At 65.1% G+C, this 23,981-nt stretch carries 19 protein-coding genes; 7 read left to right on the top strand and 12 right to left on the bottom strand.

Annotated features, from left to right (window positions below; all coding sequences use genetic code 11):
* The first annotated feature begins 187 nt into the window (after nt 1-187).
* From ACSQ3Z_RS13295 to ACSQ3Z_RS13285, 3 genes are all read left to right on the top strand, one after another.
* Complete coding sequence (locus ACSQ3Z_RS13295; protein WP_436171709.1) at nt 188-832, top strand: hypothetical protein; 645 nt, start codon at nt 188-190, stop codon at nt 830-832.
* Nucleotides 833-901: 69 nt separating this feature from the next.
* On the top strand, nt 902-1,777 hold the full coding sequence (locus ACSQ3Z_RS13290; RefSeq protein WP_436171708.1) for a uracil-DNA glycosylase: 876 nt from the start codon (nt 902-904) through the stop codon (nt 1,775-1,777).
* 103 nt (nt 1,778-1,880) lie between these two features.
* Nucleotides 1,881-2,696, top strand: a complete 816-nt coding sequence (locus tag ACSQ3Z_RS13285; protein WP_436171707.1) for a helix-turn-helix domain-containing protein — start codon at nt 1,881-1,883, stop codon at nt 2,694-2,696.
* 48 nt (nt 2,697-2,744) lie between these two features.
* Here ACSQ3Z_RS13285 and ACSQ3Z_RS13280 read toward each other — a convergent pair whose 3' ends face one another.
* Entirely contained in the window at nt 2,745-3,722 is a 978-nt protein-coding gene (locus ACSQ3Z_RS13280; RefSeq protein ID WP_436171706.1) for a DMT family transporter, read from the bottom strand.
* Nucleotides 3,719-6,025: a xanthine dehydrogenase family protein molybdopterin-binding subunit gene (locus ACSQ3Z_RS13275; RefSeq protein ID WP_436171705.1), complete on the bottom strand. Its 2,307-nt coding sequence runs from the start codon at nt 6,023-6,025 to the stop codon at nt 3,719-3,721. Before ACSQ3Z_RS13275 ends, ACSQ3Z_RS13280 begins: the two co-directional genes overlap by 4 nt.
* A 154-nt stretch (nt 6,026-6,179) precedes the next feature.
* On the opposite strand from ACSQ3Z_RS13275, the gene pepN reads away from it, so the two are divergent.
* Together pepN and ACSQ3Z_RS13265 are read left to right on the top strand one after the other, a co-directional pair.
* Complete coding sequence (gene pepN / locus ACSQ3Z_RS13270; protein WP_436171704.1) at nt 6,180-8,825, top strand: aminopeptidase N; 2,646 nt, start codon at nt 6,180-6,182, stop codon at nt 8,823-8,825.
* Between the two features lie 172 nt (nt 8,826-8,997).
* Nucleotides 8,998-11,316, top strand: a complete 2,319-nt coding sequence (locus ACSQ3Z_RS13265) for a PAS domain-containing sensor histidine kinase (RefSeq protein ID WP_436171703.1) — start codon at nt 8,998-9,000, stop codon at nt 11,314-11,316.
* On the opposite strand, the gene ACSQ3Z_RS13260 is transcribed toward ACSQ3Z_RS13265, so the two are convergent.
* The 6 genes from ACSQ3Z_RS13260 to ACSQ3Z_RS13235 form a co-directional block, all read right to left on the bottom strand.
* The gene (locus ACSQ3Z_RS13260) at nt 11,313-11,699 is read right to left on the bottom strand and encodes an ester cyclase (protein ID WP_436171702.1); all 387 of its coding nucleotides are present in this window, start codon (nt 11,697-11,699) and stop codon (nt 11,313-11,315) included. The two genes, ACSQ3Z_RS13265 and ACSQ3Z_RS13260, sit on opposite strands and share 4 nt — an antisense overlap.
* Nucleotides 11,700-11,761: 62 nt before the next feature.
* Nucleotides 11,762-12,238: a hypothetical protein gene (locus ACSQ3Z_RS13255; protein ID WP_436171701.1), complete on the bottom strand. Its 477-nt coding sequence runs from the start codon at nt 12,236-12,238 to the stop codon at nt 11,762-11,764.
* The gene (locus tag ACSQ3Z_RS13250) at nt 12,235-15,261 is read right to left on the bottom strand and encodes a bifunctional [glutamine synthetase] adenylyltransferase/[glutamine synthetase]-adenylyl-L-tyrosine phosphorylase (protein WP_436171700.1); all 3,027 of its coding nucleotides are present in this window, start codon (nt 15,259-15,261) and stop codon (nt 12,235-12,237) included. The genes ACSQ3Z_RS13255 and ACSQ3Z_RS13250 overlap by 4 nt, the downstream gene beginning before the upstream one ends.
* Nucleotides 15,261-16,736, bottom strand: coding sequence for a sensor histidine kinase (locus ACSQ3Z_RS13245; protein WP_436171699.1), 1,476 nt, complete (start codon nt 16,734-16,736; stop codon nt 15,261-15,263). Before ACSQ3Z_RS13245 ends, ACSQ3Z_RS13250 begins: the two co-directional genes overlap by 1 nt.
* Before the next feature lie 7 nt (nt 16,737-16,743).
* Complete coding sequence (locus tag ACSQ3Z_RS13240; protein WP_006199726.1) at nt 16,744-17,418, bottom strand: response regulator transcription factor; 675 nt, start codon at nt 17,416-17,418, stop codon at nt 16,744-16,746.
* A gap of 206 nt (nt 17,419-17,624) precedes the next feature.
* On the bottom strand, nt 17,625-19,175 hold the full coding sequence (locus ACSQ3Z_RS13235) for a Do family serine endopeptidase (protein WP_436171698.1): 1,551 nt from the start codon (nt 19,173-19,175) through the stop codon (nt 17,625-17,627).
* 198 nt (nt 19,176-19,373) lie between these two features.
* On the opposite strand from ACSQ3Z_RS13235, the gene ACSQ3Z_RS13230 reads away from it, so the two are divergent.
* Both ACSQ3Z_RS13230 and ACSQ3Z_RS13225 read left to right on the top strand, forming a co-directional pair.
* The gene (locus tag ACSQ3Z_RS13230) at nt 19,374-19,643 is read left to right on the top strand and encodes a CopG family ribbon-helix-helix protein (protein ID WP_436171911.1); all 270 of its coding nucleotides are present in this window, start codon (nt 19,374-19,376) and stop codon (nt 19,641-19,643) included.
* A complete protein-coding gene (locus tag ACSQ3Z_RS13225) occupies nt 19,640-19,948 on the top strand; it encodes a type II toxin-antitoxin system RelE/ParE family toxin (RefSeq protein ID WP_436171697.1) in 309 nt (102 codons plus the stop codon). The genes ACSQ3Z_RS13230 and ACSQ3Z_RS13225 overlap by 4 nt, the downstream gene beginning before the upstream one ends.
* On the opposite strand, the gene ACSQ3Z_RS13220 is transcribed toward ACSQ3Z_RS13225, so the two are convergent.
* Genes ACSQ3Z_RS13220 through ccmI form a run of 4 tightly spaced genes read right to left on the bottom strand, consistent with a single transcriptional unit; the run spans nt 19,945 to nt 23,979 of the window.
* On the bottom strand, nt 19,945-20,409 hold the full coding sequence (locus ACSQ3Z_RS13220; RefSeq protein WP_436171696.1) for a cytochrome c-type biogenesis protein: 465 nt from the start codon (nt 20,407-20,409) through the stop codon (nt 19,945-19,947). The two genes, ACSQ3Z_RS13225 and ACSQ3Z_RS13220, sit on opposite strands and share 4 nt — an antisense overlap.
* Entirely contained in the window at nt 20,406-22,388 is a 1,983-nt protein-coding gene (locus ACSQ3Z_RS13215; protein ID WP_436171695.1) for a heme lyase CcmF/NrfE family subunit, read from the bottom strand. The genes ACSQ3Z_RS13220 and ACSQ3Z_RS13215 overlap by 4 nt, the downstream gene beginning before the upstream one ends.
* Before the next feature lie 5 nt (nt 22,389-22,393).
* Nucleotides 22,394-22,837, bottom strand: a complete 444-nt coding sequence (gene ccmE, locus ACSQ3Z_RS13210) for a cytochrome c maturation protein CcmE (protein WP_436171694.1) — start codon at nt 22,835-22,837, stop codon at nt 22,394-22,396.
* Nucleotides 22,838-22,839: 2 nt separating this feature from the next.
* The gene (gene ccmI / locus ACSQ3Z_RS13205) at nt 22,840-23,979 is read right to left on the bottom strand and encodes a c-type cytochrome biogenesis protein CcmI (RefSeq protein WP_436171693.1); all 1,140 of its coding nucleotides are present in this window, start codon (nt 23,977-23,979) and stop codon (nt 22,840-22,842) included.
* Nucleotides 23,980-23,981: the final 2 nt, after the last annotated feature.

The following is a 23,981-nucleotide window of genomic DNA, read 5'->3' as shown; positions in this document are numbered from 1 at the left end:
GCACTGGCTTATCCCATCCGGGTATCTTGCTGGCTTATCCGCTGCATAGCGCATCAATTCGCGACGGGAAACCGGCGCTGGCGTGACAATACCGATTTCGACAAAAAGTCGCGGCTGATGGGGAGAAGCATTCGGCTGCCGCTTTTTCAATTGTTCGACGGCTTGCTTATCGGCCATACTTCGCCCCATGCGCCCGCCTGAGCCATCCGGCTTTTCATTGACGCGCTTTTTCTCAACGCCCGGCCAGGCCTGCCGCGTGGCTCTTCTGCTCCTCTCGCCGCTGGCTGTCACCGAAGCCCATGGCGAGCAGCTAAAGGTCTGGGCGACCGGCGCCTATTCCTTTTCCGACGAGCTCGGCGGCTTCCACATCACAGGCGCTTCGGGCATCGGCACCAAGGACGATCCGATCGTCATCACCGAAGAGCTGAATTCGGCGACACCGGTGACGCTGACCATCCGCACGACCAAACCGATCGAGGCGTTCGGCAGGGCCGGCGATGTCGCTAACGGCATCATGTACATGCGCATCGAAGTGCTCAACAACAGCGGCCAGGCCTGGGTAGAGTTCCAGTTCGAGCTGCAGGAGATCCTCAACCAGCCGAGCGTGTTCGGCGACGGCCTGTCGTTCGACCAGCGCAACAAGACACCCGACTACATCATATCGAGCAGTTTTGCCGATTTCGACCGCGACTTCGAACCCTATGACCGGCTGTTGTTCAAGAACGGCAAGATCGATCCGCTGATGACGGGTCGCTTCGAATTCCTGATTACCGACTACACGCCGCGCTGGACGTTTTATCTGGTGCAGGATCCGCGCATACCCACCGGATGAAGTATGCCGCCATGCTTCAACGCGCGGTCCAACCTTGCAAATTCATGTCGCGCGGACGATGGTGGCGGCATGACTGCCGCCTCCCCCATCAACCGATCCGACCTCGCCGACCTGCTCGCCTTCTATGCCAGCGCCGGCGTCGACGAAGCGCTCGAGGACGCGCCAGTGAACCGGTTGGCCGAGGCGGCGAAACCGGCGGAGCGCGCGCAGATGGCAGCGACGCCCGCGCGCGAAAACGTTCAACAGCAACCGCCATCAGCGCCGTCACGGCTTGACATGAGCCGGTTGCCGGACGCGCCACCCCCGCGTGCGCCTTCAGCCGCGACGGTACCGGACGAGGCGCAGGCCGCACTTGCACGGCAACTGGCGGCGACGGCCTCGACGCTTGAGGAGTTGCGCCAGCACATGGCGGCCTTCGATGGCTGCAACCTCAAATTCACCGCCAAGAACCTCGTATTCGCCGACGGCAACCCGAACGCGGACCTGATGCTGGTGGGCGAAGCGCCCGGCCGTGACGAGGACCTTGAAGGCCTGCCCTTCGTCGGCCGCTCCGGCCGGTTACTCGACCGCATGCTGGCGGCGATCGGCCTCGACCGGACATCGGCCTATATCGCCAATGTCATCCCGTGGCGGCCGCCCGGCAACCGGACGCCGACGCCGCACGAGACCGAAATCTGCCGTCCGTTCATCGAAAGGCAAATCGAGCTGGTCAATCCGAAGGTGCTGGTCAATCTCGGCGGCCCCTCGGCCAAGACCTTGCTCAACACCACCGAGGGCATCCTGCGTCTGCGCGGCAACTGGCGCGTCCATACCACCGCGTCCGGCATCGCCATTCCGGCCATGCCGACGCTGCATCCGGCCTATCTGCTGAGGACGCCGGCGCACAAGAAGCTGGCCTGGCGGGATTTTCTCGAAGTTAAGGCGAAGCTGCGGGGATTGGGTTGAGGGCTGGCGCCTCTTCCTTCTCCCACAAAAAGGGGAGAAGGGAGCAGCACTATGACCTCCCAGGTAATTGAAATCCCTCTCCCGCCAGCCTAGTCCTTCGGCCATGACAACAACCCAGACCTCCGCCGGCAGCCTGATCCGCGAATGGCGCACGCGCCGGCGCATGAGCCAGCTCGACCTTGCCATGGAGGCCGAGATCTCGCAGCGGCATCTGAGCTTCGTCGAAAGCGGCCGCGCCGCGCCTTCGCGCGACATGGTGCTGCATCTAGCCGAGCAACTTTCGATCCCGCTCCGGCAACGCAACCAGCTTCTGCTGGCGGCGGGCTTTGCGCCGAGCTTCAGCGAGCGGCAGCTCACCGATGCCTCGCTGGCGCCGGCGATGGCCGCGGTCGAGACCGTGCTCAGGGGGCACGAGCCCTTCCCGGCGCTGGCGGTCGACCGCCACTGGACCCTGGTTTCGGCGAATGCCGCCATCGGCCCGCTACTGGCGGATGTCAGCGAAACGTCGCTGCTCAAGCCGCCGGTCAATGTGCTGCGGCTCAGCCTGCATCCGGGTGGCGTCGCGCCGCGCATCGTCAATTTGGCGGAATGGCGGGCGCATCTGCTGGAGCGGCTGAAGCACCAGAACGACGCCAGCGGCGACCCGGTTCTGGTCGAACTGGAGCGCGAACTGCGGTCCTATCCGTCCGGCCTCAAGGGCGGTCGTCCCGTTCCAGTCGAGCCTGATGGTATCGTGCATCCGCTGAGGCTCGCGCATGGCGACCAGGTGCTGTCCTTCATCAGCACCATCACCATCTTCGGCACGCCGCTCGATGTGACGCTGTCGGAACTGGCGATCGAATCTTTTTTCCCGTCCGACGAGCAGACGAGGACGGTGCTGGTGCGGATGGCGAAGGAGCGGGCGGCGAGTGTGTCGTAACCGGAAAGGTCGCGGGGTTTGAAGGAACTCTGCAAAACGAAGTCAGCCTCACCCCTGCGGCGGCGTTGCCCTACGTGTGCGGGTACGTTCCAGGCCCAGTTGCCGCTCGCGCCAGATGATGAAGATGCCAGCCGCTACGACGATTGCGCCGCCTACCAGCATGTTCAGCGACGCCACGTCGCCGAACACCAGATAGCCGACGACGACGCCGAGGATCATCGATGTGTATTCGAAGGGCGCCACGACCGAGGCCTCGGCATGGCGGTAGGCCGCCGTCATCAGGATCTGGCCGAGCCCGCCGCAGAACCCGGCCGCGACCAGCAGCGCTGTCTGCACCGGCGTCAGCGCCTGCCAGCCGAACGGCAGCGACAACAGCGACATGACGCTCGCCGTCGACGAGAACCAGAGCACGATGGTCGCCGTCTTCTCGGTCTGGACGAGGTTGCGCACCAGGAGCATGGCGACGGCCGAGATCGCCGCGGCAATCAGCGCGGCAATGACGCCGAGCACCTCCTGGTCGCCAAGTGCGGGGCCCGAGCGCAGCAGCGTCAGTTCCGGCCAGGAGATGATCAGCACGCCGACAAGGCCGACCGCGACCGCGCTCCAGCGATAGACGCGGATCGCCTCGCCGAGGAAGATCGAGGAGAACACCACCACCAGCAGCGGCTGGGCATAGTTGAGCGTTATCGCCTCCGGCAGCGGCAGCCTGGTCAGCGCGAAGAAGCCGAGCCCCATGGCGCCGACGCCGACGACACCGCGCGCAATGTGGTTGAACGGCCGTTTGGTCGTGAATGCGGTGCCGAGCTTTCCCCTGAAGGCGAGGAAAGCGATGATCGGAAAGATGGCGAAGAAGGAGCGGAAGAAGACGATTTGTCCGGCCGGCACCGTGCCTGCCGCCTTGATGCAGGTCGACATGCCGACGAAGACCGCCACCGAAACGATCTTGAGCGCGATGCCCCGCAGGGTGCTGTGGCCGACTGCATGATCGCCGGCAGCCTTCGGCTCGGCCCCGTTCTCCGCCGTCACGCCGGCGATGCTTCCTGGATCGCCGCCCAAATGCGCGCCGGTGTCGCCGGCATCTCGATGTGCCTGATGCCATAGGCGCGCCAGAGCGCGTCGGTCACCGCGTTGAGCGCGGCCGGCGTCGCGCCGATCGTGCCGGCCTCGCCGGCGCCCTTGATGCCTAGTGCATTGGTGGTCGAGGGCACGTTGCGGGTCTCGAAATGGAAGAACGGGAAATTGTCGGCGCGCGGCATGGCATAGTCCATGAAGCTCGCGGTCAACAGCTGCCCGTCCTCGCCATAGACCGTATCTTCGGTCAGCGCCTGGCCGATGCCCTGGACGACGCCGCCATGCACCTGTCCGGCGAGCAGGATCGGGTTCACGGTAACGCCGAAATCGTCGACGATGGTGTAGCGCACGATGTCCGTCGTGCCGGTGTCGGGGTCGATCTCGACCTCGCAGATATGGGTGCCATTCGGATAGGTGCATTCGTCCTGGACGAATTCGCCGAAACCCTTGAGATCATCCGGGGTCTTGGCCGCCTTGGCGATGCTGGAAAAATCGATCGTGCGGTCGGTGCCGACGATGCGGGCGACGCCATCGGAGAGTTCGATGTCGCCGGCCGAGGCTTCGAGCTCGTCGGCGGCGATGCGCCTGATCTTGTTGGCTAGGTCCTCGCCCGCGCGAGAAGCCGATACGCCGCCAAGGGGAATGGAGCGCGAGCCGCCGGTGCCGCCGCCGTCCTTCAGCTCGTCGGTATCGCCCTGGCGGACATGGATTTTTTCGATCGGCAGATCGAGCTTCTCCGACAGGAACTGCGCATAGGCGGTGGCATGGCCCTGGCCGTTGGTCTGGGTGCCGATCTTCAGCGTCACCGTGCCGTCGCCGTTGAGTTCGACAAAGGCCGGCTCGGAACCCGGAAAGGCGCAGGCCTCGATATAGGTCGCCATGCCGATGCCGCGGACCTTTCCGCCTGCTTTCGACAGCTCGAGCCGCTTTGGAAACGCCTTCCACTCGGCCTGCTCGATGGCGCGGTCCATATGGCCGGCGAATTCGCCGGTGTCGTAGAGGCGGCCGGTCTGCGTGCGGTAGGGGAACTGTTCGGGGCGGATGAAATTCTTCCGCCGGATTTCCTCGACCGGCAGGCCAAGATCATGGGCGCAGGCGTCGACCAGCTTCTCCAGCAGCAGGGCCGCTTCCGGGCGACCGGCGCCGCGATAGGCGTCGACCGGGCAGGTGTTGGTGTAGAGGCCGGTCACCGACACGTCGAGCGCCCCGATATCGTAGACGCCGGTCGACATGGTGACGCCGACATAGGGGATGAACGGCCCGTATTGCGAGACATAGGCGCCCATATTGGCCAATAGCTCGACCTTCATGCCGAGGAAGCGGCCGTCCTTGTCGAGCGCCATTTCGGCCTGCACGACGTTGTCGCGACCTTGCGCGTCGGTGAGGAAATGCTCGGTGCGGTCGCCCGCCCATTTGACCGGACGTCCAAGCCGCTTCGCCGCCTCCAGCACCAGCGGATATTCGCGGTAGACGAAACTCTTCGGCCCGAAGCCGCCGCCGACGTCCGGCGTGATGACGCGCAGCTCACTCTTCTTGATCTTGAACAGGTCGGCAATGATGTACTGCATGGAGTGCACGCCCTGCGACCCCGTGGTCAGTACGAAGCGGTTCTCGTCCACGTTCCATTCGCCGATCGCCGAGCGCGGCTCCATGTAGTTGCAGACCAGCCGGTTGTTGACGAACTCGATGCGGGTGACGTGCGCGGCCTTGGCAAAGGCGGCCGCAGTCCTGGCCTTGTCGCCGATGTGGTAGGTGAAGGCGCGGTTGGAGCCGAGTTCCGGCCAGACCAGCGGCGTGGCTTCGTCCAGCGCGGTGGCGGTGCCGGAGGCGGCGTCCTCGCTGTCGTAGTCGACCTCGACCATCTCGGCCGCGTCCTGCGCCAGCGCGCGGCTGTCGGCGACGACGAAGGCGACGGCATCGCCGACATAATTGACCCTGTCGCTGCACAGGATCGGGATATCGCGGGTCGGTGCCTTGGTGCCGTCGGGCTGCCGCTGCATGACACCGGACTTCAGCTTTCCGAGATGGGCGAGATCGGCACTGGTCAGCACCAGATGGACGCCAGGCGCGGCCGTTGCCGCTTCCGTCGAGGCGATGGTGAAGCTCGCCTTGGCGACCGGCGAGCGCAGCACATAGCCGTGCAACAGGCCGGCAGGGCTGATGTCGTCGGTGTAACGCCCCTCACCCTTGATGAAAGCCTGGTCCTCGCGCCGCAACACTGAAGCGCCCATGCCGAATTTCGGTGTGACGACGGTCATGAATGCCTCGCGATGATGATTGGGAACGAGTGCCTGAAATAGGCACTGCCGCAGTTTTGTCGAGTGACCGTTTCGTGTAAAGAGCGCGGACTTCAAACTTTTTGGACCAGCGGACACACTTTCCGCCACGCAAATCGACGGGAAACCCAAGGGAATGCGCACCGATACCGGCCATGTCTTCAAGCTCGAAGACTATCGCCCCAGCGACTATCTCATTTTGGAAACCAGCCTTGTTTTCCGCCTTTCCCCGGAGGCGACCCGCGTCACCGCAACCCTGACGATCGAACGTCGTGACGGCGTCGTGGCATCCGCGCCGCTGGTTCTGGATGGCGACGGGCTGACGCTCATCCGTGTCGCCATCGACGGCCGCGAGCTTCAGCCCGCGGATTTCCTGGCGACACCGGATCAACTGACAATTTCCCAGGCGCCGGCGGCGCCCCGCTTCCAGTTGCTGATCGAGACCGAAGTCGCGCCGGCTGGCAACGAAACGCTGATGGGGCTCTATCGCTCCAGCTCTGTCTACTGCACCCAATGCGAGGCCGAGGGCTTTCGCCGCATCACCTATTTCCTCGACCGTCCCGACATATTGTCGGTCTACACGGTGCGCATCGAGGCAAAGCTGGACGAGGCGCCGCTGCTTCTGTCCAATGGCAACCCGGCCGGCAGCGGCGACCTTGCCGACGGCTGGCACTATGCGGTCTGGCACGATCCCTTTCCCAAGCCGTCCTATCTGTTCGCGCTGGTGGCGGGCGCGCTGGGCAAGGTCGCCGACAGCTTCGTCACCCTATCCGGCCGCACGGTCGAGCTCGGCATCTATGTCGAGCCCGGCAAGGAGTGGCTCGCCGGCTACGCCATGGATGCGCTGAAGCGGTCGATGAAATGGGATGAAGAAGCCTTCGGGCGCGAGTACGACCTCGACGTCTTCAACATCGTCGCCGTCTCCGACTTCAACATGGGGGCGATGGAGAACAAGGGCCTCAACATCTTCAACGACAAATATGTGCTGGCCGACGAGGAGACCGCGACCGATGCCGACTTCGCCAATATCGAGGCGATCATCGCGCATGAGTATTTCCACAATTGGACAGGCAACAGAATCACTTGCCGCGACTGGTTCCAGCTTTGCCTGAAGGAAGGGCTGACGGTCTTTCGCGACCACGAATTCTCCGCCGACCAGCGCTCGCGGGCGGTGAAGCGCATCGCCGAGGTGCGCACCTTGCGCGCGCATCAATTCCCCGAGGACCAGGGGCCGCTGGCGCATCCGGTCAGGCCGCGCCGCTACCGCGAGATCAACAATTTCTACACGGCGACAGTCTACGAAAAAGGCTCGGAAGTGGTGCGCATGATCCGCACCATCCTCGGCGCTGAGGCCTTCCGCGCCGGCATGGATCTCTATTTCGAACGCCATGACGGCGAGGCGGCGACGATCGAGGATTTCCTGAAGGTGTTCGAGGATGTCTCCGGGCGCGACCTGTCGCAGTTTGCGCTCTGGTACCATCAGGCCGGCACACCGAACCTGACGGTGAGTTCGACGCACAATCCGGCGGCGCGCGAGTTCACGCTGGAGATCGAACAGTCGGTGCCGCCGACGCCGTCGGAGAGCCGCAAGCGGCTGATGCACATTCCGCTGGCCTTCGGCCTGGTCGGCGCCGACGGCAGACCGGTCGCCTATGACGGCGTCGAGGGCGCTACCGTCGAGGACGGCGTCATCCATATCCGCAAGCGCCGGCAGGTTGTGCGCTTCTCGGGCGTGGCCGAGCGCCCGGCGGTGTCGCTCAACCGCGGCTTCTCCGCGCCGATCACGCTTTCGGTCGAGCAGAAGGCCGACGACCAGTTCTTCCTGGCCGGCCATGACAGCGACAGTTTCTCGCGCTGGCAAGCGTTCAACACGCTATTGACCGACGCACTGATTGCAGCCTTCCGCCAGATCCTCGGCGGCAAAGAGCCGGTCTACACGGCGCGGCTGAGCGAGCTTGCCGGCAAGATCGCCGCCGACGAGGCGCTGGAGCCGGCCTACCGGGCGCTGGCGCTGGCGCTTCCCGGCGAAGCCGACATCGCCCGCGACATCGGCAAGGGCATCGACCCGGATGCGATCTTGACCGCCCGCGAGGCGCTTGCGCTGGCGATCGCCAAGGCCAACGGGCAAGCCTTCTCGAGCCTCTACGACCGCCTTGCCGACAAGGGGCCGTTCAGCCCGGACGCGGCGAGCGCCGGGCGGCGGGCGCTGCGCAACATCCTGCTCGACTATCTAGCGCTGCTGCCGGAAGGCACCGAACTCGCAGCCAGGCATTTCCGCTCCGCCACCAACATGACCGACCGCGCCGCTGCGCTGACCGTGCTTGCGCACCGCCATCGCGGTTCGCCGGAGGCGGCGAAGGCCCTGGCCGATTTCGAGGCGAAATATGGCAGCGACGCATTGGTGATGGACAAATGGTTCCAGATCCAGGCCGGCGTGCCCGGGCCGCAAACCGTCGAGACGGTGCGCACCCTGACGAAGCACGCGGGATTCTCGATGGCCAATCCGAACCGGGTGCGCTCGCTGGTCGGCACGTTCTCCAGCGCCAACCAGACCGGCTTCCACCGCCCCGACGGCGAAGGCTACCGTTTCTTTGCCGAGACGGTGCTCGAGGTCGAAAAGCGCAACCCGCAAGTGGCGGCCAGGCTGGCAACGGCGCTGCGCTCATGGCGCTCGCTCGAGCCTGTGCGGCAGGCCAAGGCCAGGGAGGCGCTGCTGACGATCGCCGGTGCGGAGAACCTGTCGGCCGATCTGCGCGACATTGTGGAGCGGACGCTGGCATGATCCCTCCCCTCAAGGGGAAAGAGATCGCAGCTTTGGCATTATTTTAGTCGATTTTTAATCTTTTTTGGCCGCGCCTCTGGACAAGGCGAATCACCTTTGATTCCTTACGGACGATTCGGACGTGCGGTGTTGCCGGGTCGTCAAGCACAGGGAATTCGGGGAGTAGCCATTTATGGCCAAGGCGGACGCGTGGGGCGCGCCCGGAGGGACGGCTTTTGAGCGGCGTGAGGCGCGGGGCGACGGTCTTGCGGGCAACACGCGGCTGATCGCTGAACCCGCCTACCGGCGGCTCTTGGCAGCCGAGCCCTTGCTGCGCCGTTCGATCCCGGCCCTCATCATCCTGTTCCTGATCGTCATCGCGGCGCTGCGCTGCCTGTCGCTGATGAACGAGCGCGACGAGGTGGAGCGCGACACCAAGGCCATCCTTTCGCTGGCGGCGGGCCAGATGGCGAGCGCGATTGCCGCCGATCCCAACGCCGCCTCCACCGGCGCGCTGGACCTCTTGGAGAATGCCGGCCGGCTGGGCGCCATGGGCCGAAGCCATGTGCTTGCCGTCACCGACGGCGCCTTCAAGATCATTGCCGTATCGCCGCTGTCGACCGGCTGGCAGGGACGCTCTCTCGACAACCTTGTCCAGGGCGGCCAGCCGCTGTTCATGTTCGGCGAGCGCGCCGGCGTCATGAACGTCAGCATCGCCGGACGGGACTGGTATGCGGCGGTGAGCCTGACGGCGAGCCGCAAGAATGCAGCCGCCGTGCTGGTGCCGCAGGAAGCGGTCTTCGACAGCTGGCGCAAGACGGTCTCGCTCAACGTCACGCTATTCGTGCTGACGGCAGGCGTGCTGATCATCATCCTCTATGCCTATTTCGGCCAGGCGGCGCGGGCGCAGGCCGCCGACCGCATCTACCTCGAAGCACACCAGCGCATCGACATGGCGCTGGTGCGCGGCCGCTGCGGCCTGTGGGACTGGGACATGGTGCGCGGCAAGATGTACTGGTCGCGCTCGATGTACGACATGCTGGGCTACGAGCCCTGCGACACGATGCTGTCGTTCGGCGAAGTCGACGAGATCATCCATCCCGAGGATGGCGACCTGTTCGAACTTGCCAACCGCATCGTCGAGCGCGAGATCGACCATATCGACCAGGTGTTCCGCATGCGCCATGCCGACGGGCAATGGGTGTGGATGCGCGCCAGGGCCCAGGTGATCGACCCGGAAGCGCCCGAGATCCAGCTGATCGGCATCGCCGTCGACGTCACCGAGCAGCGGCATCTGGCGCTGCGCTCGGAAGCCGCGGACCTGCGCCTCAGGACGGCGATCGAGAACATCAACGAATCCTTCGTGCTGTGGGATGCCTCCGAGCACCTGATCATGTGCAATTCCAAATTCCAGAAGGACAACGGCCTTTCGGACCGCGACGTGATGCCGGGCGCGGCGCGCACGGCGCTGGAAGAGCGCATGTTGGCCTTCGCCTCGGAGCGCAGGCTGGCCAACAGCAACGGACCGCAAGGCGGCGTGACGCTGGAGCGGCAGCTTGCCGACGGTCGCTGGCTGCAGGTCAACGAACTCAGGACCAGGGATGGCGGCACCGTCTCGGTCGGCTCCGACATCACCCAGATCAAGCTGCACCAGGAAAAGCTGGTCGACAGCGAACGCCGGCTGATGGCGACGATCCACGATCTCAGCCTCGCCCGCCGGGCGGAAGAGGAGCGGGCGCGAGAACTCGTCGAGCTCAATCGCAAATACATGAAGGAGACCGAACGCGCGGAGGCGGCCAACCGGGCCAAATCCGAATTCCTAGCCAACATGTCGCACGAATTGCGCACGCCGCTCAACGCCATCATCGGCTTTTCCGAGCTGATGGAACAGGGCCTGTTCGGGCCGCTTGGCTCGCCGCGCTACGAGGAGTATGCCACCGACATCAACGGTAGCGGCAAATATCTGCTCGGCGTCATCAACGATATACTCGACATGTCGAAGATCGAGGCCGGCCAGTTCTCGGTGGACCGCGAGGAGATCGACCTCTGCCCGCTGATCAAGGAGACCGTGCGAGTCGTCTCGCTGCAGGCGGCCGAGAAATCGATCGCGGTGGAAACTCGTATCGCCGATTCGATGCGGCTCTACGCCGACCGCCGCGCGATCAAGCAGATCGTCATCAACCTGTTGTCCAACGCGGTAAAATTCACCGGACAGGGCGGCCACATTTCGGTCAGGGCGCGCAACACCTCGGGCGCGCTGGTGCTGACCATCGAGGACAATGGCTGCGGCATCCCCAAGGAAGCGCTGGGCAAGCTCGGCCGGCCGTTCGAACAGGTGCAGAACCAGTTTTCCAAGAACCACGCGGGATCCGGCCTTGGGCTGGCCATCTCGCGCTCGTTGGCCGAGCTGCAGGGCGGCGCATTGAAGATCCGTTCGACCGAAGGCGTCGGCACCATCGTGTCGGTGCGCATCCCGGTCAAGAAGGCGACGCCGGTGAAGGTGGCGGCCTAAAGTTGAGCTTCGATGGCCGCCTTGTCGATGACCGACCACACCTCGACGATCTTTCCGCCGCGAAATTCGTAGATCACGTTCTCCGCGAAAGACACTCTCCTGCCGTCTACGTCGAGGCCAAGGAACCTTCCCCTTGGCGTGCAGTCGAATGCAATCCGGCTCGCTATGTAGGTCGGATCGGAAATCAGCATCCGGACGTCAAAATAGAGGTCCGGAATGTCCTCGAAGTCGCTCTCCAGCATGCCGCGATACCCCGACAAGCCGATCCGCCGGCCATTGTGGATCGCCTCGTCGTCAACGAACTGCCCGAGCTTTGACCAATCCTGGCTGTTCAGGCAGGCGATGTAGTCGCGGTAGATATTGGCGAGATAGGTTTTGGTCATGGCAATCGGCCTACCTTCCCACAAGCGCCGGCGGCTTGCGCCGCCGGAGCCGGTATCCGGGGTCACTGCATGCCGTCTTCGTCGTTACCGTCCCATGGACGGTGACGGGCAAAACGGCCGCCTTTCGGCAGTTCGCTCTTCTCGATCTTGCCGTCATTGTTCCTGTCCAGCATTGCGAAGACCTTCTTCTCGCGGCTGGTGATGTCGTCGGCGGTCAGCGTGCCGTCGCCCCTGGTGTCGTAGCGTTCGATGATGCGCTTGGCCATGCGCTCGAAGCGTGCCTTCTCCAGCACATCGGCGAGCTGGGCGGCGGTAAGCTTGCCGCCATTGTCGGCGACCATCTTCTTCAGCCGTGCGTTCATGGCGGCGGAAAACTGGTCGAAGGTGATGGTGCCGTCTGAATCCTTCATCGCCTTGTCGAGGCGCATCATCATGTCGTCGCGCATTTTGGCGCTGGCATTGTTTTCGGCATAGGCCGTGGTGCCGACGGCGCCGGCAAGGGCTGCGAAAGCGAGGGCAAGTTTGGTCGACTTTCTCATTGGTCTTCTCCTGTTGCATCGTCACCCCCGATGCGATCGGGAACCGCCGCTCGTTGTTGCGGCTGTCCCAGACGAAGCAAAAGGTCGAAATCCTTTCTGACCTTTCGCGACGTCTCCTTGAGGTGTGCTTCCAGCACACCGAAATCCGGCAGGTCGGTGACCGCCAGAAGCAGATCGGACAGACCCGGCGGAACGTCGTCGCGTTCGAAGACGCCGGTGAGGCAGAGCCTGATCATCTGGGTCAGCGCCAGATAAAGCTGGTAGGCATCGCATAGTTCCTGCCTGATGTCAGCGCCGGCGAAATCCGGCGCCAGCCGCGCCAGGATCTCGGCCGTCGCGGTTACCCTGCGGCCGGCCTCGACATGGCCTGATATCACCGCCACCTGGGCAATGAATTCGAGGTCGATGAGCCCGCCGGGGATCAGCTTGATGTCCCAGCGATCGCGCGGCGGCTTCTCCTTCTCGATCAGCGCCCGCATCTCGGCAGCCTCGGCCATCACCTTGGAGGCATCGCGCGGCAGGGCAAGCACGGCGGCCACCTCGGCCTCGACCTCGGCGCAGAGTGCCGCATCGCCGCCGATGGCGCGCGCTCTCGCTAGCGCCATGTGCTCCCAGGTCCAGGCATCCTGGCGCTGGTACTTTTTGAAGGCATCGACATGAGTGGCAACCGGCCCCTTGTTGCCGGAGGGACGCAAGCGCAGGTCGAGCTCGTAGAGCACGCCTTCAGCCGTCGGCGCCGAGACGGCGGCGATCAGCCGCTGCGTCATCCTGGTGTAGTAGTGGGATGGGGCGAGCGCCTTGACGCCGTCGGACTCTTCAGCATCGGCGTCGTGGTCGTAAAGCAGGATGAGGTCGACGTCTGAGCCCGCCGTCAATTCACGGCTGCCGAGCTTGCCCATGCCGAGCAACGCCACCCTGGCCCCGGCGATCCGGCCGTGGCGCAGCGCGAACTCGGCCATGACGGCCTGCAGAGCGGCCTCGATGGTGAGATCGGCGAGGTCGGAAAACGCGCGGCCGGCGCGCGCCGGATCGATCGCGCCGGCGAGCAGCCTGACCCCGATCAGGAACTTCTGCTCGGAGGCGAAGATGCGCAAGCGGTCGAGCACGTCCTCATAGGCGCGGTCGCCTTCGATGAAGGCGGCAAGCCGCGCCGACAGATAGGCGCGGTTTGGCAATTCGTTGAGCAGAGCCGGGTCGAGCAGGCCGTCGAAGACATGCGGCCGCCTGGTGATGATGGCGGCGAGCCTGGGTGCCGCGCCCATGATCGTCGCCATCAGTTTCAGCAGCGCCGGGTTGGACTGCAGCAGCGAAAACAGCTGGATGCCGGCCGGCAGTCCGGCGAGGAATTCGTCGAAGCGCATCACCGCCTCGTCGGCCCGCCGCGTCTGGCCGAACCCCTTTAGCAGCGCCGGCGTCAGCTCGGTCAGCCGCTCGCGCGCTTCCGCCGACTGGGTGACGCGATAGCGGCCGAAATGCCAGCCGCGGATGACGCGGCAGATGTCGCTTGGCCGCTGGAAGCCGAGGCGATGCAAGGTCTGCAGCGTGTCGGGATCGTCGACATCACCGGTGAAGACCAGATTGCCGACGCCGGCCGACAGTTCCGGCGCGGTTTCGAACAGCGCCGCGTAGTGGCGCTCGACCTGTTGCAGCGACGCACGAAAGGCTTCGGAAAAAACCTTGGCATCGGCAAAGCCCAGCATGCGGGCAATGCGCTCCAGTCCCTCGTCGGTGTCGGGCAGGATATGCGTCTGCTCGTCGGCGACCATCTGGATGGCGTGCTCGACGCGGCGCAGGAACCAGTATTGCCTGGTGAGCGCATCGCGCGCGTCGGCGGTGATCCAGCTGCGCGCCGCGAGCTGGCCGAGCATCGGCACCGTCTCGCGACCGCGCAGCTCCGGGAAGCGGCCACCGGCGATGAGTTGCTGCGTCTGGACGAAGAACTCGATCTCGCGGATGCCGCCACGGCCGAGCTTGACGTTGTGGCCCTTGACCGCGATCTCGCCATGGCCCTTGTGGGCGTGGATCTGGCGCTTGATCGAATGGACGTCGGCGATCGCGGCGTAGTCCATGTATTTGCGCCAGACATAGGGCTGCAACTCCTTCAGGAAGGCAGCGCCGGCGGCGAGATCGCCGGCCACCGGGCGCGCCTTGATCATGGCGGCGCGCTCCCAGTTCTGGCCGCGCCCCTCGTAGTAGTGAAGGGCGGCCTCAACCGGGATCGCTAGCGGTGTCGAGCCGGGGTCGGGGCGGAGTCTCAGATCGGTGCGGAAGACATAGCCGTGCTCGGTGCGGTCCTGGAGGATGCGCACCAGGCGGCGGGTCAGGCGTGAAAACAACTCCGTGGCATCGAGCGGATCGACGACAGCGGGCGCCTCCAGATCGAAGAAGACGACGAGATCGATGTCGGACGAAAAGTTCAGTTCATGCGCGCCGAGCTTGCCCATGCCGAGCAGGATCCAGCCCGACTGCAGCGCCGGCATTTCGGGATGGGGCAATTTGAGCTTGCCTTGCCCATGCGCGTCGCGAAGCAGGAAGTCGACGGCGGCACGGGTGCAGGCGTCGGCGAGGTCGCTGAGGCGGCGCACCGTCAACGCGGGCTCGGCCTCGCCGGCAAGATCGGCGAGCGCGATCAGGAAATGCGCCTCGGCCTTCCACTGCCGCAGTTCCATCATCAGGCTCGTTTCCGAACCGGAATCGGTAAACGCCGCCTTGCCGATTGCCTCGCCAATCGCCATCAGCCGCGCCTCGACATCGGCGTCGAACAGCTGATCGAGAATCCCGGGCCGGCGGCGCGCCAGATCACGCAGGAACGGCGACAGGTCGAAGACCGCGGCGAGCAGATCCTGAACGGTACCCTCGGCTGCCAGGAACTTCGCCAGCCGGGGCAGGCCCTCTTCCTCGGCGGCGTCGGCGATCTCCGACAGTTCACGCCGGGCGCGGTTTTCATCCAGCGGCAAAAGCCTTGCCACCGGTTGCAGACGCCATTCGGTCTCGATCCGCTGCACAGGCTTCCTCGCGGCCATCAATGGTCCTCCCGTGCGGGAAAACCCATGACCACGGACAATCCGGGATTGGCGGGTAAAAGATCAAGCCTGCCGTTATGGAAAGTCATGATTGCCTTGGCGAGGCTGAGGCCCAGGCCCGACCCCGGCTGCGAGCGGCTCTTTTCCAGCCGCACGAAACGTTCGGTCGCGCGGGCGCGGTCGGCATCGTCGGGAATGCCCTGGCCATTGTCGGAGACGGCAAGCCTGATTTCGCCGCCGACGCGCCCGAGCGCCACGCGCACCGCGGGCTTGCCGGTCGCGTCGGTCGAGTACTTGATCGCATTGTCGACGATGTTCGACAGCGCCTGGCCGATCAGTTCGCGATTGCCGTTGACGGCAAAATCACCCTCGACCGAGCTCTCCAACGTCACGCCCGCCTCCTCGGCCACCGGCTCATAGAGTTCGACGACGTCGCGCACGGCAGCGGCGAGATCGACGCGGCTGGTGCTCTCGGAGGAATAACCCGCCTCCAGCCTGGAGATCATCAGGATGGCGTTGAAGGTCTTTATCAGCTGCTCCGACTCGGCAATCGTGCCTTCCAGCGCCTGCCGGTAATCGGTGGTCTTTTGCTTGCCGGAAAGCGTCGCCTCGGCGCGGTTGCGCAGTCTTGTCAGTGGCGTCTTCAGGTCGTGGGCGATGTTGTCCGAAACCTGCTTCAGCCCTTCGTTCAGCGTGGCAATCCTGGCCAGCATGGCATTGAGGTTCTCGGACAGGCGGTCGAATTCGTCGCCGGCGCCGGTGACCGGCAGGCGCCCGGACAGATCGCCGCCCATGATGCGGCGGCTGGCTTCGGAGACGCTGTCGATGCGCTTCAGCGCCGCGCGCCCGACGAAGAACCAGATCAACAGCCCGCCTAGCCCCATCATGCCCAGCGCCAGCATCAGAGAGCGGCGTATGACGGCGCGGAACCGCTCGGGCTCGCCGAGGTCGCGGCCGACCAGCATGATCATCTGGTTGGGCAGGCGCAGCACCAGCGCAATCGCGTTGTGGCCCTTCTCGCCTTCGGCCTGGACTTCGTTCTGGCCAGACTGCGTCTCGTTCTGGTCGGCGGCCGTATTGCGCTGCCGTTCGAGCTCGCCCTCGCCGAAGCGCCGGTAGGAAAACGGCTCCGTCGTCCAGCCTTCGGTCTCGATCACCCCAGGCTCCAGACTCTGCACATTGCCGGTCAGGATCTGGCCGTTGGTGTCGGCGATCAGATAGAGGTTGGCGCCGGGCTGGCGGGAGCGGGCCTCGACCACGCGGACCAGAACCGGCAGCCCGCCGCGCTGATAGGCGCGGGCAAGGCCGAGCACCTCGTCATTGATGGTCTCCTGCGTCTGCGCGGTCAGCATGCGCGCCGACAGCGAGGTCATGTACAAGACCAGCAGCACGGCGCAGAGCGCGAAAAGCAGGAAATAGAGCGCCGAGAGCCGCGCCGCCGTCGTCCTCATGATGGCCGGCAGGGACAGGGCCATGCTGGGTTCAGCCGCTCTTCAGCATGTAGCCGGCGCCGCGAACCGTATGCAGGATCGGCTTGTCGAAGCCTTTTTCGATCTTGCCGCGCAGCCGCGAGACATGGACGTCGATGACGTTGGTCTGAGGATCGAAATGATAGTCCCAGACATTCTCGAGCAGCATGGTGCGGGTCACTACCTGGCCGGCGTGGCGCATCAGATATTCGAGCAGGCGGAATTCGCGCGGCTGCAGCGTGATTTCGCGCGCGGCGCGACGCACAGAGTGGGAGAGGCGGTCAAGCTCGAGATCACCGACCCGGTAGACGGTTTCGGCTTCGCGGGCGCTGGCGCGGCGATTCAGCACCTCGACGCGGGCGAGCAGCTCGGAAAAGGCATAGGGCTTGGTCAGATAGTCGTCGCCGCCGGCGCGCAGGCCGGTGACGCGGTCGTCGACCTCGCCCAGCGCCGACAGGATCAGCACCGGCGTGGTGTTGCCGCGCGAACGCAGGCCGGCGATGACCGACAGGCCGTCGCGGCGCGGCAGCATGCGGTCGACCACCATGACGTCATAGTCGCCGGCATCGGCAAGCGTGAAGCCGGTTTCGCCGTCGCCGGCGACATGGGCGGTGTGCCCGGCCTCGGCAAAGGCTTTCTCAAGGTAGTCCGCGGCCTCGCGATCGTCTTCTATGACAAGAATCTTCATAGAGCCGTTATACGCGATTTCGCTGGAAGATTGAGTGGCGGCCGGCATGGGCATCATGGCCTTTGAGGTTAAGCGGCAATGGGCGATGGGAAGCCCGCTGCCGCCGGGGGCGGAACACGATGACTGACTAACGCATTCAGGCCCCGTGCTTTCCCGTGCGGCGGCTCGGGGTGTTGAAACCGCCGCACCGGAAAAGTTCTGAAACGTCAGCCCTTGGCGACAGGCAGGGCGACGAAACGGTTCGAGTCGTCGCGGGTGATCTGCATCAGCACCGCCTTGCGGCCCGACTTCACCGCGTCGGCCATGGCCTTGGTGACATCGTCGGTTCCGTTCACCTCCACCGAATTGACCGAGGTGATAACATCGCCGGGCTGGATGCCGCGATCGGCGGCGGCGCTGTCCGGGTCGACATCGGTCACCACCAGCCCCTGGCCCTTTTCGGACTTGGTGACGGTGAGGCCAAGATCGGCCAGCGTGTCGGGCTTTGCCGGAGCTGCGGGCTGCTGCTGATCGGCCGAGGCCTGCTTGTCGCTTGCCGGCAGCTTGCCGAGGTCGACCTTGATGGTCTCGCTCTTGCCGTCACGCCACACGGTGACATCAACCGGCTTGCCGGGCGAGTAGGCGCCGATCAGACGGGCGAGTTCCTTGGGCGAAGCGACGTCCTTGCCGTCGACCTGGGTGATGACATCGCCGGCGGTGATACCGGCCTTCTTGCCGGGGCCGTCGTCCTGCGCGCTCGACACCAGCGCGCCCTTCTCGGACTTCAGCCCGAGCGACTCGGCGATGTCGGACGTGACCGGCTGGATCTCGACGCCGAGCCAGCCGCGCTGGACGGAGCCGTTCTTCATCAGGTCTTCTACGACCTGCTTGGCGGTCGAAGCCGGGATGTCGAAAGCGATGCCGACGCTGCCACCCGAGGGCGAGAAGATCGCGGTGTTGATGCCGACGACCTGGCCGTTGAGGTTGAAGGTCGGGCCGCCCGAATTGCCGCGGTTGACCGAGGCATCGATCTGCAGGAAGTCGTCATAAGGTCCGGCGCCGATGTCGCGGCCGCGGGCCGAGACGATGCCGGCGGTGACGGTGCCGCCGAGGCCGAACGGGTTGCCGACGGCCACCACCCAGTCGCCGACGCGGACCTTGGAATCGTCGGCGAAGTCGACATAGGTGAATTTGCCGACACCATCGACCTTGAGCACGGCGAGATCGGTGCGCGGGTCGGTGCCGATCAGTTTGGCGTCGAGCTCCTTGCCGTCATTCATCACCACGGTGAAAGCCGAGCCTTCCTCGACCACATGGTTGTTGGTGACGAGATAGCCGTCATCGGAGATGAAGAAGCCGGAGCCTTGCGCCACCGGGCGGGGCTGGTCGTTGTTGTGGTCGCGGTGGCTGAAGCGGCGGTTGCCGAACTGGCCGCCCTGATCGCCAAAGCCACGGAATTCCTTGAAGAAGCGGCGCAGCTGCGGATTGTCGGGCAGGTTGTTCATGCCGTCCTGGTCGTCCGACTGATCGGAACCGTCATCGGCCGCCGGCTCGATCTTGGCCTTGACCTTGACGCTAACCACCGCCGGCGAGACGCGCTCGACGATATCGGCGAAGCCGGTGACCTGCGGCGCCTCGACACGCACGGCGTCGGCCAGGACCGGAGCCGTTCCGGAGGTGACGACACCAAAGCCGATAGCGCCGGCAACAGCCAGCGAGGCAACGGCGGCCAGAAGGCGCTTGCGGGTGCGGGAATATGAATTGGGGGCAATATTCATGGGTCTCGTATCCTCTTTTTGATTGGATGCGGCTTGGACAGGACATCCTCAGGCGAGAGGAATAGAGAGGCGCACATTACGGCGCCATTTCCAGTGCATGAAACTTTTGTAATGTACCGGCGACAACGGCGCACAAATCCCTTGGTCGCACCCGCCTGCGACACTATGTTGTACACAGTTCAGCACAAGGCTTTCACCATGACAGCAAGCACCACCATGACCATTCGGGTTTCGTCCGAAACCAAGCTGAAGCTTGAGCGGATCGCCGCCGACACTCGGCGGAGCAAATCCTTCCTCGCGGCCGAAGCGGTTTCGGCCTATGTCGATCGAGAGCTTGAGATAATCGAAGGTATCAAACGCGGCATGGCTGACGCGGCGGCTGGCCGTGTCGTGCCCCACGACGAAGCCATGGCGGAAATCGACGCCGTGATCGAAGCGGCGGAAGCCAAGCGCGCGGGCAAGGCGTGAAGCGGATTGTCAACTGGTCGCGAGAAGCGCTGGACGACATCAAACAGCAAGTCGCCTTCATCGCGCGGGACAATCCGGCCGCCGCCAGACGCCTCGCGGATCGCATTCGCGATGTGGGCCAGGGTCTTGGCGACATGGCGACGGGCCGGCCTGGCCGGGTAACAGGCACCTATGAGAAGCCCATCGGCCGCCTGCCCTACATCATTGCCTATGAGCTGCGGCCAATCGCCGGCAGTGAGGGCGTCGTTATCTTGCACATCATTCACGCATCGCGGGACTGGCCGCCGGAGGAATGGCCAAATTAGTCACCCAGCATCTTGTCCAGCGCCGCCTGCTCCTCGGCGGTCAGGGCGTTCGTTGCCGTCGAACGGCGCGATCGCGCCGTGAGCACGATGAAGATCCCGCCTGCGAGGAGCAGAAGCACCGGCGTGCCCCAGAGCAAGGCATTGCGCAGGCTGAAGCGCGGCTTCAGCAGCACGAACTCGCCGTAGCGCGAAACGATGTAATCCATCACCTGCTGGTCGCTGTCGCCGGCGACGAGCCGCTGACGCACCAGGATGCGCAGGTCGCGGGCGAGGTCGGCGTCGGATTCGTCGATCGACTGGTTCTGGCAGACCATGCAGCGCAGCCCTTCCGACAGGGTTCGCGCCCTCGCCTCCAGCGCCGGATCCGAGAGCTCCTCGTCCGGCTTCACCGCGAAGGCGTTGCCGGCGAACAGCAAGGCCAGCAACAGCACCAGCGAGGCAAGCCGAGCCCTGCCCGTCACGACAGGCTCGCGGAAGGCACGAGTTTCTTGCGGCGCGACGGCGCGCCGACGCGCAGGCGGCGGTCCATCAGCGACATTGCAGCACCCGCCATCATCACCAGGCCGCCACCCCAGATCAGCGTCACCAGCGGCTTCCACCACAGCCTGACGACGACGGAGCCGTCATTGCCCTCGTCGCCCAACGAAAGATAAAGCTGGCTGAACCAAACAGTCCTGATGCCGGATTCGGTCGTCGTCGTCTGGCGCACCGGAAAGAAGCGCTTGGCCGAGCTTATTTCGCCCTTGGCATTGCCGTCGGCGCCGATGACGACGAAGCGGCCGCGATCCTCGCTGTAGTTCGGCCCCTGCGCCGGGTAGAGCCCTTCGAAGCGCAGCGTGTTGCCGGACAGTTCGACGGTCTCGCCGGCATGCATGGACAGGATCTTCTCGGTGCCGAAGCTGAGCGTCCCGACGATGCCGAGCAGCGTCAGGCCAAGGCCGAGATGAGCGAGCGCGGTGCCGAACACCGAGCGCGGCAGGCCAGCGAAGCGCCGCAGCATGAGGGCAGGCGTCACCGAGCCGAAGCCTGATTTGACGGCGAGATCGGTGAGCGCGCCGCAGATCAGCCAGACGCCGAGGCCGACGCCAAGGGCTGCGAACACCGAGGCGCCATCGACGAACAGGCCCGTCATCAGCATGGCGGCAAGTGCGGCGGCAAAGGCCGCCATCAGGCGTTGTGCGGCGGCGAAGACATCGCCGCGCTTCCAGGCAAGCAGCGGCCCGAACGGCACGATCGCCAAGAGCGGCAACATCAGGGGACCGAATGTCAGGTCGAAGAACGGCGCGCCGACCGAGATCTTGCCGCCGGTGATGGCTTCGAGCGCCAGCGGATAGAGCGTGCCGACCAGAACGGTGGCGGTGGCGGTGGTCAGGAACAGATTGTTGAGGACGAGCGCGCCTTCGCGCGAGATCGGATGAAACAGGCCGCCGGCCGTCAGCCTCGAGGCGCGCAAGGCGAACAGCGCCAGCGAGCCGCCGATGAACAGCGTCAGGATGCAGAGGATGAAGACACCACGTGTCGGGTCGGTGGCGAAGGCATGTACCGAGGTCAATACGCCGGAGCGCACAAGGAAGGTGCCAAGCAGCGACAGCGAGAAGGTGAGGATCGCCAAGAGCAGCGTCCAGATCTTCAGCGCCGAACGCTTTTCCATGACGATGGCCGAATGCAGCAGCGCCGTGCCCGCCAGCCAGGGCATGAAGGAGGCGTTCTCGACCGGGTCCCAGAACCAGAAGCCGCCCCAGCCGAGCTCGTAATAGGCCCAGTAGGAGCCCATGGCGATGCCGCCGGTGAGAAACATCCAGGCGACCAGCGTCCATGGCCTGACCCAACGCGCCCAGGACGCGTCGATACGGCCCTCGATGAGGGCGGCGACCGAGAAGGAAAAGCAGATCGAGAAGCCGACATAGCCGAGATAGAGCAGCGGCGGATGAATGGCGAGGCCGAGATCCTGCAGCACCGGGTTGAGATCGCGGCCCTCGATCGGGGCCGGGTTGAGCCGGGTGAAGGGATTGGAGGTCGCCAGGATGAACAGGAAGAAGGCGGCGCCGATTGTGCCCTGAACGGCCAGCACATTGGCCTTGAGCGTTGCCGGAAGGTTGGCGCCGAAGACGGCGACAAGGGCGCCGAAGAAGGTCAGGATCAGCACCCAGAGCAGCATCGAGCCTTCGTGATTGCCCCAGGTTCCGGTGATCTTGTAGATCAGCGGCTGCAGCGAATGCGAGTTTTCCCACACGCTCGCCACCGAGAAGTCGGAGCTTGCATAGGCGGTTGCCAGCGCCGCAAAAGAAAGCGCTGTAAGCGCGAAGCCGGTCACCGCCACCGGGCCGCCGACCGCCATCATCTTCTGGTTGCCGGCGTGCGCGCCATAGAGGGGCACCAGCATCTGCACCAGCGACAGCGCAAAGGCGAGCACGAGGGCGAAGTGTCCGGTTTCAACCAAGCGCGTTACTCACTCTTGCTCTCCTGCCACACACCCTTGGCCTTGAGCCCGTCGGCGACTTCCTTGGGCATGTAGCGCTCGTCATGCTTGGCCAGCACGCTATCGGCGACGAAGACGCCGTCCGGACCGAAGCTGCCCTCGGTGATGACGCCCTGCTCCTCGCGGAACAGGTCGGGCAGGATGCCGGTATAGGTGACCTTGACCGATTTCTGCTTGTCGGTCACCGAAAAGGCGACGGTCGCGCCCTGCCCGCGCTCGATCGTGCCCTTCTCGACGAGGCCGCCCAGCCGGATGCGCTGTCCGGGCTGGACGCTGGCCGTGGCGAGATCGCCGGGCATGTAGAAATAGGAGGCCTTCTGGCCGAGCGCGTAGAAGGTGAGACCGGTGGCGGCACCAAGGAAAGCCAGCCCCGCGACGATCACCGACAGTCTCTTCTGCTTGCGCGTCATGACTACTCCGTCGCCGTCAGGCCGAGCGAGGCGGCAAAGGCGGTGAATTTCCTGGCTTCCTCGCTGTCGACGCCAAAGACGGCAATGCCGCGGCTCAGCGCATCGCGCGCCTGGTCGGCCTTGCCAAGCACGACATAGGAACGAATGAGCCGCATCCATCCTTCCGTGTCACGCGGGTTTTGTTTGAGCTTCTCATCAAGCCCGGCGACCATGGTTTCGATCATCGCCTGGCGGTCCTGAGGCGACATCGACTGCGCCGCTTCGACCGCCTGCGCATCCGGGCCATTGGCGGGCGTTCCCGAGGCGACGGCCCTGTTCGCGTTTTGCACGAGCGCCTGCTCGACGGCGCGGCGCCAGGGCGATTCCGCCGGCAGCGTGCCGAGCATTTTCTGCCAGGCCGCCGTCGCCTCCGCAGCACGGCCTTCCTGCGCCAGGCCCATCGCCAGATAGAAGCTCGCCTTCGGATTGGCCGAATCGAGCTTCAGCGCCGCCTCGAAGGCGTCCTGCGCCTCGGCCGAGACGATACCGCCGGCGGCGTTGGCGATCGCCTCGCCGAGGCCGGCCTGGCGGGCGGCGCTTTCGCCGTCGAGGCGGATGGCGTTGCGATAGGCGCTCACCGCGTCGGAATAGCGCTGCAGGCGCAGATAGACCGGCGCTAGCACGTCCCAGCCGCGGCCATCGGAAGGGTTGGCGGCCAGATGCGCCTCGGCGCGCGCTACAAGCTCGTCCACCGAGGAGTCGGCGGGATTCTTGGCGAGCCGCTCGCTGAGCGGCTGCGAGGGCAAATCGGGTGAGCCGAGCTTGATGTAAAGCCCCCAGCTGACCAGCGGAACCGCCAGCACCGCCACTGTCGCCACCAGCCTTGTCGCCACCGACGGCCGTCGTGCCGCCGCCGTGTCCACCTGCCCGGCAGCGCCCAGGCGCAGGATACGGCGGCCGATCTCGGCACGCGCCTCCTCGGCCTCGGCCGGCTGGATCAGGCCACGCGCCACGTCGCGGTCAAGTTCGGACAGTTGGTCGCGATAGACTTCGAGGTCGTGATCACCAGCGGCCGACGCGCCCTTCGGGCCGCCGGCCAGCGGCAGCAGCACCGCCAGGCTGGCGCCCAGCGTGAGGATTGCGGCTATGACCCAGAACAGCATCT

Origin of the sequence: Mesorhizobium sp. LjNodule214 (assembly GCF_964252735.1) — a bacterium.
In the GTDB taxonomy this organism is placed as follows: Bacteria; Pseudomonadota; Alphaproteobacteria; order Rhizobiales; family Rhizobiaceae; genus Mesorhizobium.
This window is presented reverse-complemented; position numbering and strand designations above follow the sequence as displayed.

Coding starts and splice junctions, on each gene's coding strand:
- ACSQ3Z_RS13260 (WP_436171702.1), bottom strand. CDS start 11,699: ATGACCAAAACCTATCTCGCCAATATCTACCGCGACTACATCGCCTGC.
- ACSQ3Z_RS13245 (WP_436171699.1), bottom strand. CDS start 16,736: ATGGCCCTGTCCCTGCCGGCCATCATGAGGACGACGGCGGCGCGGCTC.
- ACSQ3Z_RS13285 (WP_436171707.1), top strand. CDS start 1,881: ATGACAACAACCCAGACCTCCGCCGGCAGCCTGATCCGCGAATGGCGC.
- ACSQ3Z_RS13290 (WP_436171708.1), top strand. CDS start 902: ATGACTGCCGCCTCCCCCATCAACCGATCCGACCTCGCCGACCTGCTC.
- ACSQ3Z_RS13295 (WP_436171709.1), top strand. CDS start 188: ATGCGCCCGCCTGAGCCATCCGGCTTTTCATTGACGCGCTTTTTCTCA.
- ACSQ3Z_RS13240 (WP_006199726.1), bottom strand. CDS start 17,418: ATGAAGATTCTTGTCATAGAAGACGATCGCGAGGCCGCGGACTACCTT.
- ccmE (WP_436171694.1), bottom strand. CDS start 22,837: ATGACGCGCAAGCAGAAGAGACTGTCGGTGATCGTCGCGGGGCTGGCT.
- ACSQ3Z_RS13265 (WP_436171703.1), top strand. CDS start 8,998: ATGGCCAAGGCGGACGCGTGGGGCGCGCCCGGAGGGACGGCTTTTGAG.
- ACSQ3Z_RS13275 (WP_436171705.1), bottom strand. CDS start 6,025: ATGACCGTCGTCACACCGAAATTCGGCATGGGCGCTTCAGTGTTGCGG.
- ACSQ3Z_RS13230 (WP_436171911.1), top strand. CDS start 19,374: ATGACAGCAAGCACCACCATGACCATTCGGGTTTCGTCCGAAACCAAG.
- ACSQ3Z_RS13255 (WP_436171701.1), bottom strand. CDS start 12,238: ATGAGAAAGTCGACCAAACTTGCCCTCGCTTTCGCAGCCCTTGCCGGC.
- pepN (WP_436171704.1), top strand. CDS start 6,180: ATGCGCACCGATACCGGCCATGTCTTCAAGCTCGAAGACTATCGCCCC.
- ACSQ3Z_RS13250 (WP_436171700.1), bottom strand. CDS start 15,261: ATGGCCGCGAGGAAGCCTGTGCAGCGGATCGAGACCGAATGGCGTCTG.
- ccmI (WP_436171693.1), bottom strand. CDS start 23,979: ATGCTGTTCTGGGTCATAGCCGCAATCCTCACGCTGGGCGCCAGCCTG.
- ACSQ3Z_RS13235 (WP_436171698.1), bottom strand. CDS start 19,175: ATGAATATTGCCCCCAATTCATATTCCCGCACCCGCAAGCGCCTTCTG.